This window comes from Longimicrobium sp., assembly GCA_036387335.1.
Taxonomy (GTDB): Bacteria; Gemmatimonadota; Gemmatimonadetes; order Longimicrobiales; family Longimicrobiaceae; genus Longimicrobium.
Genome location: DASVTZ010000115.1, coordinates 1 through 10,297 on the forward strand (window position 1 = coordinate 1; position 10,297 = coordinate 10,297).

Here is a 10,297-nt window from a genome sequence, read left to right on the forward strand (position 1 = left end):
ACCTGGTCCAGCGGGGGGCGGCGGGCGCTGTTCACGCGCAGCTCCGAGCGCACTCCGCGCACGCCGTCCACGTCCCAGGCGTCGTCGGTGGCGTAGCGGACCTCGTCGTAGTCGGGGAGCTCGCCTCGCAGGGTGACAACGCCGCCGCTCACTTCGACCGTGATCGCCTCGGCGTCCACCCAGGTGTCGTAGAAGAGGGCGTCCTCCACGTCGCTCTTCAGCTCCTCGTCCGGGCGCTGGCGCTTGCGGAGGCGCTGGTGGTACGGGCCGAGGCCGTAGCGCGCGGGGCCAAAGGTGCCCTCGTCGTGGCCGCCGAAGCTGCCGTCGTAAGGGCTCGGGCGCTGTCCCATTCCGCCGCCGAAGCCGGGGTTGCGGTTGAAGCCGTTTCCGGCGCCCTGGCGGCCGTAACCCCCGTCGTAAGGCGGCATCGTCTTTCCCTGGTAAGCGCGTTGTACCGTGTGCGGAGGGCGGCTCAGGCGCGCAACAACCGCGCCAGCCACGGCTCCATCTCGCCCGGCGGCGGGCCGGGGGGGAGCGGCCGCGCGGCGACTTCGTGGAGGACCCGCGCCAGGCGGTCCGGACGGTCGCTCACGATGCCATCGACGCCCCAGGAGAGGAGGCGGCGCATGTCCTCGGTCTCGTCGATCGTCCACACGTGCACGGCCACGTTCTTTGCGTGCGCCTCCCGCACCCAGAGCGGATCGAGCACCTGCCGGCCGCCGTGGCTATCGGGCATCTGCCAGGCATCGACGGCAGGGCGGTAGAGGCGGCCGAGGCGCAGCTTGTGGAGGGCGTAGAAGGCGTACATCTCCTGCGACGACGCGCTGGTGGGGCCGGAGTACTTAGCGAAGCGCGCGCGGTTCTTTCGATCTCCCGCCGCGATCAGCACGCGCTGCTCCGCCCCGAGCGCGCGCACTGTCTCCCACACCGGCTCCTGCGCCCGCGCGTCCTTGATCTCCACGTTCACGCGCGCGTGCGGCAGCGCCTCCAGCACCTCGCGCAGGGTGGAGATGCGCACGCCCGCGCCGCGGAAGGGGAAGGTGGCGCCCCCGTCCGGCGTGAAGCGGTACCCCGCATCCAGCCCCGCCAGCTCCCCCACCGTCAGCTCGCACACCGGCCCGCCACCATCGGTCGTGCGGTCCACGTTGGGATCATGGATCACCACCGCATCCCCATCCCGCGTCGGCTGGACGTCGATCTCCAGCACGTCCGCCCGCCACCACTCCAGCGCCTGGCGAAACGCGACAAGAGTGTTCTCAGGCGCGAGGCCGGAGCCGCCGCGGTGCGCGATCAGTAGGGGAGCGCCGGCGAGATAGCGGAAGCCGGGACGAGACGGGGACATTCAGGGAGTTATTCCCTGTCTTCCAGCGCTTCCACCTCGGCGGGCGAAAGCCGGTACAGCCGGTACAGCACCAGGTCCACCAGCTCCGACGACATCATCCGCGCCCAAACGACCTTTTGGGAGTCGATGCCGGCCTCCAGCTCGCGCGTAGCGGCGGCGTAACGCTCGGCGACAAAGGTGAGGATCTCCTCCACCGCGTCGGGGTGAGGACGTGCCGGATTGGGGGCACCGGCGGGGACGTGGTCCACCAGCAGGCCGTCCACGTAGGCGAGGAAGCCGGGAAAGACCATCTCCGTCATGTGGCCGCCCGCGACCGCTTCCTCGTCGGTGAGCTGCTCCCACGAAAGCTCGTTCCAGTACAGCTCCTCCGCCTCGCGGCGGATGAACTCGAGCCGCTCGGGGGAGAGCGTCTCCGCGCCCGGAAAGTCGTGCGGAGTACGGTGGATGGAGCAGAGGATGCGCCTGCGGCGCTGTTCCACGAAAGACTGCGCGGGATGGGCGGGTGCGGCGGAGTTGCGCATAAAACCGGATGGCTCCGTGCTGCGTTGCTCGCATGCTGGGGCGGTCAACTTAGACCCGCGCGGGAGGCGTCGCAACAGCAGTTTCACACAGAGACACGGAGGGCACAACGAGGGCACAGAGGGACCAGCAGAGCTCTCTCTTTCGTTCTTGTAGTTTTCTCTGTGGCTCTGTGTGACGCGCTGTTTTCAGGCCGTGCGCTGCTCCCGCTCCACCTCGCGCACCGCGGACTCCAGCTGCTCGGCGGTGACGCGCGCGTCGCCCAGCTCGGCGCGCTCCAGGTCGGCGCCCGTGAGGTTGGCGCGCTCCAGGTTGGCCCCGCTCAGGTCCGCGCCCTTGAGCGTGCAGCCGGAAAGGTCCGCGCCCGAGAGGTCGGCGGAGACGAGGGTGGCGCCCGTCAGGTTGGCACCCTTGAGGTCGGCCCCGTGCAGCTTGGCGCCGCCCAGGTCCGCGTGCTCCAGCGTGGCGTACTCCAGCATCGCCCCGCCCAGCTCCACCCCGCGCAGGTACGCGCCGGTGAGATTGGCGCCCTTGAGGTTCGCCTTCTCCATGTCCGCGCCGGTCAGGATGGCGCCCTTGAGGTACGCCCCGGTGAGGTGCGCGCGCTTGAGGTACGCCCACTCCAGGTAGGCGCCCTCCATGTACGCCCACTCCATCGTGGCGCGCTCCAGGTAGGCGCCCCACAGGCCGGCGCTCTTGAGATACGCTTCGGTGAGGTTGGCTTCGATCAGGTCGGCGCCCTTGAGGTCGGCGCCCTCCAGCTCGGCGCCGCTCAGGTTGGCGCCCTTGAGGTTGGCGCCCGCCAGCTGCGCCCCCCGCAGCGAGCAGCGCTCCAGGTTGGCGCCGGCCAGGTTGGCGCGCTCCAGCCGCGCCCCGTCCAGCACGGCGCCGCGCAGGTTGAGGTGCCCCGACGCGACCAGCATCCAAAGGTCCCGGTCCGACAGGATCCGCTGCTCCATGCGCTGCTCCTGGCCCGGAGCGCCCGAGGCCGTGGGGGTGTCCATTGAGGAGACCTACCTTTGCCGCGCGGCGGCGCGCTGCGGGGCGAGCTTCCAGCGCATGCGCCCGGCCCACCCGCACCGCGCGCACTTGCGCACCGGCGTGGCCGCCATCACGGCCACCAGCCGATCCACCGCGCTCCGCCCACGGTGCGGGCTGGTGACGGCGCGGCAGTGCGGGCACTCGGGCGCGAAGGGGAGGCGGGCCAGGTACAGCGCCGCGAGCCCCGGTGCGGCGACGGCGGCAAGAGCCAGACAAAGCACGATCGTGAGCACCCGACCTCCGCGCGAAAGGCCCGCAGCCGCGCGCCCACGCGCCCGACCCTGTAAACACCTTCTGCAATGCGCGTTCCGCTCTCATCGCACGGACCTTGCGGAGCGCGCCGTCCGCGACGAGCCCGCACGGCCAACGAGGAGGCGAGGATGCCATACAGGCACGGCTACGACCGGGGATACGGCTACGACCGCGGCTTCCGCGGCGGACCGCGGGGATACGACCGCGGGCAGGGGCGCTACGACCGGGGCTACCAGGGCGCGCCGCCGCGGCCGGACTACGGGCCGCCGGTCCCCTTCCCCTTCGTCCCCTTCGGCTGGGACCCGATGATGGGGCCAATGGCCTGGCCCATGCTCCCGTACGGAGCGGAGGGGATGCCGGCGCCCGGTCCACGCTACGACCGTGGCTACCACATTCCCCCGCGCCGGAGCCCGGCGTACGGGCGGGGCGGCGACCGCGCGCTTCGTGCCTGGGCGGACCGGTACGGCTACGATGTCGAGTTCAGCATTCCGCCGCGCCCACGGCCGCGGCGCTACTAACCCACACCAGGAGTACTTGATGCCCAAGCGCAACATCGATCCCGGCTTCGACCCCGAGGAGATCGACGACGCGGACCCGCTCGGCGAGCAGGCGTTCGACGAGGCCGGCTTCGCGGACGCCCCGGGTGGCGGCCCCGACTTCTCGGCCCCCGGGCTGGTGGACTCGGCCGACGACAAGACGCCGGGCGGCTACGGCCAGAAGGTGGCCGGCGTTCCGGAGGACAAGCAGCACGTGATGAACACGCCCAGCGAGCAGCGCCCCGACTCGGACAACGTCGTGGTGCACGAGCGCGGCGGCGAGTCCAAGGGCGACCCGGCGGTGGGAGGCACCCGCCCCGAGTAGACAGCCTCACACAGAGACACAGAGGGAAAAGGAAAGAGGAACGGAAAGGCTTCTCAATGAGCCTTTCCGTTCCTCTTTGTGCCCTCCGTGTGATGCTTTTCTACGCCGCCCGGTTGCGCTCGCGCCCGAAGGCGATGGAGGGGACGGGCGCCGCTTCGGGGCCCCACATGAACGCGAGATGGGGGCGCACGGGCAGGGACGGGACTCCCTGCACCACGATCCCCACGATCTCCCGCGATTCGGCGGGTAGGTCGGGGCAGGATTTATGTGGATCGATCATCAGGATAACTCGGGATATAGGACCGCCGCCGCAGGACGCGCGGCATCCCCATCCCGTGCATGGCGCATACCGGCGCGGGCGCAACCCCAAGCCGAACGGAGACAACGACTTGCGGCGCGAGCAACCGTGCTCGCGCCGCAGTGTGTAGCCCTTTGTGATCACCGCACGTGTTCAACCGACACAGGCCAGGGGAACCCCGACCGCGGTGGCCGGTGCCGCGGCGGCGCGCGGCGGCGGCGGCGGTGTCAGGTCGGGCGGGAAGAGCGGCGCGTTGAGCGCGGCGAGGCGCTGGGCGCTCCAGGAGCGGTATCCCGGGAGCTTGAGCGAGCGCGCGATCCGCTTGTCCATCGCGTGGCAGATGAGGAGCTCGGTGAGCTGGTATTGCCCCGAGTCCGTCATCCGGAGCTCGCGCACCACCTCGTCCGCGAGCCGCAGGAGCTCGGAGCGCGGGATCTCGTCCTTGTAGTTCTCGACCTGTTCTTCGACCCAATCCAGGTACGCGCGCCGCAGCGACCGGGGTGACTCGTGGTTCATGAATGAGCCGGTATGGGACGACTGGGAGTGTGCGGGAGGGGTGCTCTTTACAAAGTATACTAGCGCCGCCCGCGGATCAAGCTCCGCGTTCCGCGTCCCACTGGAAACACGCTCCGCAGAAGGAGTTCCCCTTCCCATCCGTGTCCGCGATGTCGCGCGAGGGGTACATTACACACCGTGGATTCGCGCAGTGCTCGGCCCCCGCCAGGTGCCCAAGCTCGTGAACGGATGAAGCGACGAGGCGCGGCCAGAGCGCGGAGGTGCCGTCCGCGCAGGGCACGCGCAGTGAGGCGAGCCCCACCACCGCGCAGGGCCCGTGCATCGTCGCCTCGCCGAAGACGACGTCGTACTCCGGCGCGCATAGCCCGCACTCCGCCACGCCGAGCCACCAGCACTCGCGCGGGTCGCGCCCCGATCCATCCGCCCGCTCCAGCAGCGCATCGACGATGGGTCCAGAGAGGTACCGGCGTCGGTCGCCGTCCCACCACTCCTCCCGTAGCGGGAGCCCCGAGCCGACCGCGCACTCCAGCCCCAGCCGTGGCCCCAGGTCATCGGCGAGCGCCTGCAGCAGCCCCTCGTCCGCATCGCCCACGGGCACGATCACGAGCAACCGCACTATGCTCTCCGAACCTTCATCGGCACCCTCCGCTTTGCGAGTAAGGACGTCCGGCTCGGCAGGTTCTGTACCGGGCGGGCGCCCCCTCCCCCCGACCCCCTCCCCCGCCTGCGGGGGCGCAGGGCGGGTGAGGGGGAGAACTCCGCCCGCGCTGCACAGATCCTGTAGGGGCGCGATTCATCGCGCCCGTACCCGCCGCCGCTCCGTCGCCCGCCCGTCAAACCGATCCCGTAGGGGCAGACCTGCGTGTCTGCCCACCCTCGCCCTTACCTCCGCCCCCCGCCCCCTGCCACCCAAACCCCGTAGGGGCAGCCCCACGTGGCTGCCCGTGCCCACCCGTGCGGCGCCCCCGCAGACACCCACCGACGCATGCTAAACGCCCCTCCCCCAGCAGTTTGGGGGAGGGGCAGCGAGGAACGAGCGGGGAGGGGGCCAGCCCCCCTCACCCCGCATCCATCCCGTACCGCAGCAGCTTCCGGTACAGCGTCGAGGGATCGATCCCCAGCACCTCGGCCGCCCGCGTCTTGTTGCCGCTCTCGGAGTGCAGGACCCAGTGGATGTACGCGCGCTCGATGATCTCCAGCGTCGGGTTGGGCGGCAGGGCGGCGGAGACGAGGGGCTGCGGGGCGCGCTCCGTGATGCGTGTGGGGAGCGCGGACACCTGGATCTCGCCGTCGGCGGTGAGGACGGCGGCGCGCTCCAGGGCGTTCTCCAGCTCGCGCACGTTCCCGGGCCAGTCGTACGACGCGAGCGCGTCGACCGCCTCCTGCGAGAGCCGCGGCGTCTCCTTTCCGCGCCCGCCCGCGAACCGCTCCAGGAAGAAGGAGGCGAGCAGCGGCACGTCCTCGCCGCGGTCGCGCAGCGGGGGAAGGTGGACAGTGATGACGTTGAGGCGGTAGTACAGGTCGCTGCGGAAGCCGCCGCGGCGGATCTCTTCCTCAAGGTCGCGATTGGTTGCGGCCACGATGCGAACATCCACCGGCACCGCCTCCGTCGCGCCGACGGGGATCACCTCGCGCTCCTGGAGGACGCGCAGGAGCTTGACCTGCGTGGCGGGCGACATCTCGCCCACCTCGTCCATGAAGAACGTGCCGCCCTTCGCCGCGACAAACAGGCCCTGCTTGTCGCGGTGCGCGCCAGTGAAGGAGCCCTTGGTGTGGCCAAAGAGCTCGCTCTCCAGAAGGCTTTCGGGGAGGGCGCCGCAGTTGATGGAGACGAACGGGCCGTCCGAGCGCCCGGAAATCTCGTGGATGTACTTGGCGAGCACCTCCTTGCCCGCGCCGCTCTCCCCCGTCACGAGGATAGTGGAGTCGGTGGGGGCGGCGGTCTCGGCCGTCTTCAGCACGTCCAGGAAGCGCTTGCTGCGGCCGATGGGGCGCGCGGAGTCGCCCCGGTCGCGGCGGCGGATCTCTGTCTTGAGCGCCTGGTTCTCGCGCTTGAGCTGCCGGCTCTCCGCCGCCCGCCGGCAGATGGCGACCATCTCGTCGTTGGCGAAGGGCTTCTGGATGTAGTAGAACGCCCCCTCGTTGACCGCGCGGATCGCCGTCTGGAGCGACGCCTGCGCCGTCATCAGGATCACCGGAAGCGACGGGTCCAGATCCTTCGCGGCCAGCAGCACCTCCAGCCCGCCCACGTTGGGCATCCGCACGTCGCTGAGCACCACGTCCGGGCGCAGCTCCTCCATCCGGGCCACCCCCTGCTGCCCCCCCACGGCGGTCTCCACCTGGAAGCCCTCCCGGCGCAGGAGGATGCGGAGGGTGTCGAGGATGGCGGTTTCGTCGTCGATGACGAGGATTTTCGTGGCGTCGGACATGGGCGGGGCCTGGGAACTGAGTGCGAAGTACTGAGAAGATAGTGCGTGAGTGCGTGAGTGCGTTAGTGCGTTTGGGTCGTAGCGCACTTACGCACTGACGCACTCACGCACTTTCCTCCCCGTCCAGCGCCGGAAGATACATCGTAAACGTCGCGCCCCAGCCGTCGCCGCGGGGCTCGTCCACGAAGACGGCGCCGCCGTGCGCCTCCGCGGCGCGCTGAACGAGGGCGAGACCCAGGCCCGTGCCGCCGGGGCGCAGGGTGAAGAACGGGTCGAAGACGTGCTCCACCTCGTCCGGAGGGACGCCGGGGCCCGTGTCGGTCACGCGCACGCGCAGGGCCCGCGTGCTGCTCATTGCGGCGGAGAGGAGGTCGGACTGGATCACGTCGGCCTCGACTTCGACCTTGCCGCCGGGACCGGCCCACTGCGCGGCGTTGAGGACCAGGTTGAGGAAAGCGCGGTGGAGGAGGTCCTCGTCACCCAGCACCTCGGCGGACATCGCCTCGTCGGTGCACTCCAGGTGGATCGCGCGGCCGGATGCGTCCGGGTGGGCGCGAACCACCTCCATCGCGTGGCTCACGATCGTCCCCGCGCGCACGGGGGCCGAGGCGCGGAGCTTTACGCGCGCGAAGTCGATGAACTCCGTCAGCAGGCGGCTCAGGCGATCCGACTCGCGCGTCACCAGGTTGCTGAGCACGCCGCGGTCCTCGCGGTCGATCCCGTCGCCGGCGAGCTGCTCCGTGGCGCTGCGGATGGAGGCGAGCGGGTTCTTGATCTCGTGCGCCAGCGATGCGCTCAGCTCGGCCACCGCCTCCAGGCGCTCGGCGCGGCGGCGGAGCGCCTCCAGCCGACGGCTCCCGGTGATGTCCTGGAAGATCGCCGTCACCGAGGGGGGCTCGGGCTCCGGGCGCTCCACGACGGTGGTGCTCACCCCCAGCACCATCCCGTCCCTTCCCTCCCCCGTCTGCGAGCGCCGCACCCCGGCGTTCTCGCGCACGGAGGTCTCGATGATGGTGCCGAGCCCCGGAGCGGCCTCGTCGAGCACGGCGATCACGGGCTGGCCCTGCAGCTCGCGCGGATCGAGGTCGAGGAGCTCGGCGGCGGTGGGGTTCATGTACACCAGCCGCCCGTATCCGTTGACCGTCAGGATGCCGGTGAGGATGCTGGCCAGGATGTCGGCGGTGTCCAGCCGCAGCAGCCGCAGCTCCGTCTCCACCTCGCCGAGGGCCACGCCGGTGCGCCGCAGCCGGTCGCCCAGGTAGCCGGTGACCAGCGCCACCGCGCCAAAGATCACGATCTGGAGGAAGACGGGCGCGTCCAACTCGTGCGCGCTCCACACTACGTCCGCGAAGTACAGCACGCACGCCAGCACCGCGATCAGCATCCCGCCCACGATGGGAAGGAGGACGGCCCCGGCGAAGATCGCCAGCACGTAGAGCGGCGCGAAGCTGCTGTCCTTTCCGCCCGTCAGGTGCACGACGACGGCGACCATGCACACGTCGAACACCACCTGCCCGTACAGGTACGTGCGGCCCGGTGTGCGCCCGGCCAGGTGCGTGTGCCAGAACGACGGAAAGGTGACGACCAGCGCGGCCACGAAGAGGAGCGTGGCCGTGAGCGTCGTCCCGGGCGGAGCATCTCGCCACGCCCACGCCGCCGCCACGAAGATCGCCGCCGCCAGCGTCATCCGCGCGACGTACACCCACGACAGGAGCTGCCGCGTGTCCGGAATGGTCCCCGTTTTAAACCGTTTCTGGCGGACCATTCGGAAGGGCGCGGGGAAAGGAGACGGCACGTACCGGCTGCGAATGATCCGCCCCGCCGTGGGGTGTGTCAAGCGGGCGAGTGAACTCGCTGCAACAACCGCACAAAGTCCGCCTGCGCGGACTCGCGGCCGTCATCCCCCGCGTTGCGCATGACTTCCGCGCCGCACCCCCCCACCTGTCATTCTGAAGGAGCCGCCGGCACCTACCTGCGCAAGGCAACCAGAACTCCCTCCGGCGACTGAAGAATCTAGCCGGCGCGGCAGGAGAACGGCGTTGCACCTCGAGCCCCGCGCCACGCGCAGTAGATCCTTCACTCGCGCCGAAGGGTCGGTTTAGAGGCGAGATCTGAGAGGCGCTCGTTCAGGATGACAGTATGGAATGGACCACACGCGCCCCCTCGCGTGTACAGGGGCGCCGGAACGAACGTCCGCCGGGCGCCCGGCAACCCCCATCCGCGAGCCACCGATGAAGCACGTCCTGCGCGCAACCCTGATCCTCGCCCTGACCGCCGCCTGCGCCCGCCCCTCCGGCGAGGTGAGCAGCGCCGATGCCGCGCCCGCGCAGTCTCCCGCCGCGGTGCACGCCTCCGGTGCGCACGCCGAGGGAACGGCCCGCGCGCCGGGCGCCGCCGCCGCCGCATCCGCCCTCCTCGCAGTGGTCTACAAGACGCCGACGTGCGGCTGCTGCGCGAAGTGGGTGGACCACCTCAAGGCGAACGGCTACACGGTGGAGGTGCACGACGTGGAGCAGGTGGAGCCGGTCAAGGCGGAGTGGGGCGTCCCCGCGGCCCTCGCATCGTGCCACACCGCCAAGGTGGGCGGCTACGTCTTCGAGGGGCACGTCCCCGCCGAGGTCATCCAGCGCGTCCTGCGCGAGAAGCCCCAGATCGCGGGCGTCGCCGTCCCCGGCATGCCGATGGGCTCGCCCGGGATGGAAGGGCCGTTCAAGGACCACTACGACGTGATCGCCTTCGACCGCAACGGCAACACGCGGGTGTACGAGAGCCGGTGAACGGGGGCGGGGGCGCCGGGGGCGTGCGGCGCCGGGGGCGGGACAACGGACGCGCGCGCCACGCCGGGGGATGCGCAACGCCAGGGGCGGTGCGGCGCCGGCGCACGAAAACCGGGGGATAAATCCCCATAGGCGTTAACTTAAGGCCTTAAACTTCTTGATTTCAAGGAGTTGCATCGTCCGCTTTCGGGGTGGCTCTCGGAGCCTACGCCGTACTTCGCGTCCCCGCTCCAGCAGCACGCTGGGCAGGCAGGGGAGCGCG

13 protein-coding genes are annotated in these 10,297 nt (G+C 70.6%); 3 read left to right on the forward strand and 10 right to left on the reverse strand.

The window, feature by feature from the left end; all coding sequences use genetic code 11:
- From VF647_10860 to VF647_10880, 5 genes are all read right to left on the reverse strand, one after another.
- On the reverse strand, window positions 1–428 hold a 428-nt coding region (locus VF647_10860; protein HEX8452589.1), incomplete at its 3' end, for a BON domain-containing protein.
- Window positions 429–472: 44 nt separating this feature from the next.
- Complete coding sequence (locus VF647_10865) at window positions 473–1,342, reverse strand: glycerophosphodiester phosphodiesterase (GenBank protein ID HEX8452590.1); 870 nt, start codon at window positions 1,340–1,342, stop codon at window positions 473–475.
- Window positions 1,343–1,350: 8 nt separating this feature from the next.
- Entirely contained in the window at window positions 1,351–1,863 is a 513-nt protein-coding gene (locus tag VF647_10870) for a hypothetical protein (GenBank protein HEX8452591.1), read from the reverse strand.
- A 186-nt stretch (window positions 1,864–2,049) separates the two neighbouring features.
- Complete coding sequence (locus VF647_10875) at window positions 2,050–2,820, reverse strand: pentapeptide repeat-containing protein (GenBank protein ID HEX8452592.1); 771 nt, start codon at window positions 2,818–2,820, stop codon at window positions 2,050–2,052.
- Window positions 2,821–2,874: 54 nt separating this feature from the next.
- On the reverse strand, window positions 2,875–3,135 hold the full coding sequence (locus tag VF647_10880) for a hypothetical protein (protein HEX8452593.1): 261 nt from the start codon (window positions 3,133–3,135) through the stop codon (window positions 2,875–2,877).
- A gap of 147 nt (window positions 3,136–3,282) precedes the next feature.
- Here VF647_10880 and VF647_10885 point away from each other — a divergent pair, with 147 nt between their 5' ends.
- Together VF647_10885 and VF647_10890 are read left to right on the forward strand one after the other, a co-directional pair.
- Complete coding sequence (locus VF647_10885) at window positions 3,283–3,672, forward strand: hypothetical protein (protein HEX8452594.1); 390 nt, start codon at window positions 3,283–3,285, stop codon at window positions 3,670–3,672.
- Between the two features lie 19 nt (window positions 3,673–3,691).
- The gene (locus VF647_10890) at window positions 3,692–4,015 is read left to right on the forward strand and encodes a hypothetical protein (GenBank protein ID HEX8452595.1); all 324 of its coding nucleotides are present in this window, start codon (window positions 3,692–3,694) and stop codon (window positions 4,013–4,015) included.
- Window positions 4,016–4,115: 100 nt separating this feature from the next.
- Here VF647_10890 and VF647_10895 read toward each other — a convergent pair whose 3' ends face one another.
- The 5 genes from VF647_10895 to VF647_10915 all read right to left on the reverse strand — a co-directional run bounded on the left by VF647_10895 (window position 4,116) and on the right by VF647_10915 (window position 9,023).
- On the reverse strand, window positions 4,116–4,295 hold the full coding sequence (locus VF647_10895) for a hypothetical protein (GenBank protein ID HEX8452596.1): 180 nt from the start codon (window positions 4,293–4,295) through the stop codon (window positions 4,116–4,118).
- 171 nt (window positions 4,296–4,466) lie between these two features.
- A complete protein-coding gene (locus VF647_10900) occupies window positions 4,467–4,829 on the reverse strand; it encodes a hypothetical protein (protein HEX8452597.1) in 363 nt (120 codons plus the stop codon).
- Window positions 4,830–4,905: 76 nt separating this feature from the next.
- A complete protein-coding gene (locus VF647_10905) occupies window positions 4,906–5,445 on the reverse strand; it encodes a hypothetical protein (GenBank protein HEX8452598.1) in 540 nt (179 codons plus the stop codon).
- Between the two features lie 442 nt (window positions 5,446–5,887).
- Window positions 5,888–7,258, reverse strand: coding sequence for a sigma-54 dependent transcriptional regulator (locus VF647_10910; protein HEX8452599.1), 1,371 nt, complete (start codon window positions 7,256–7,258; stop codon window positions 5,888–5,890).
- 103 nt (window positions 7,259–7,361) lie between these two features.
- Complete coding sequence (locus VF647_10915; GenBank protein HEX8452600.1) at window positions 7,362–9,023, reverse strand: ATP-binding protein; 1,662 nt, start codon at window positions 9,021–9,023, stop codon at window positions 7,362–7,364.
- A gap of 466 nt (window positions 9,024–9,489) precedes the next feature.
- On the opposite strand from VF647_10915, the gene VF647_10920 reads away from it, so the two are divergent.
- Window positions 9,490–10,035: a DUF411 domain-containing protein gene (locus VF647_10920; GenBank protein HEX8452601.1), complete on the forward strand. Its 546-nt coding sequence runs from the start codon at window positions 9,490–9,492 to the stop codon at window positions 10,033–10,035.
- The last annotated feature ends 262 nt before the right edge of the window (window positions 10,036–10,297 follow it).

Bases quoted from the DNA above. Each gene is read 5' to 3' on its own strand.
- VF647_10865 (HEX8452590.1), bottom strand. From the start codon at position 1,342: ATGTCCCCGTCTCGTCCCGGCTTCCGCTATCTCGCCGGCGCTCCCCTA.
- VF647_10870 (HEX8452591.1), bottom strand. From the start codon at position 1,863: ATGCGCAACTCCGCCGCACCCGCCCATCCCGCGCAGTCTTTCGTGGAA.
- VF647_10875 (HEX8452592.1), bottom strand. From the start codon at position 2,820: ATGGAGCAGCGGATCCTGTCGGACCGGGACCTTTGGATGCTGGTCGCG.
- VF647_10885 (HEX8452594.1), top strand. From the start codon at position 3,283: ATGCCATACAGGCACGGCTACGACCGGGGATACGGCTACGACCGCGGC.
- VF647_10890 (HEX8452595.1), top strand. From the start codon at position 3,692: ATGCCCAAGCGCAACATCGATCCCGGCTTCGACCCCGAGGAGATCGAC.
- VF647_10895 (HEX8452596.1), bottom strand. From the start codon at position 4,295: ATGATCGATCCACATAAATCCTGCCCCGACCTACCCGCCGAATCGCGG.
- VF647_10900 (HEX8452597.1), bottom strand. From the start codon at position 4,829: ATGAACCACGAGTCACCCCGGTCGCTGCGGCGCGCGTACCTGGATTGG.
- VF647_10910 (HEX8452599.1), bottom strand. From the start codon at position 7,258: ATGTCCGACGCCACGAAAATCCTCGTCATCGACGACGAAACCGCCATC.
- VF647_10915 (HEX8452600.1), bottom strand. From the start codon at position 9,023: ATGGTCCGCCAGAAACGGTTTAAAACGGGGACCATTCCGGACACGCGG.
- VF647_10920 (HEX8452601.1), top strand. From the start codon at position 9,490: ATGAAGCACGTCCTGCGCGCAACCCTGATCCTCGCCCTGACCGCCGCC.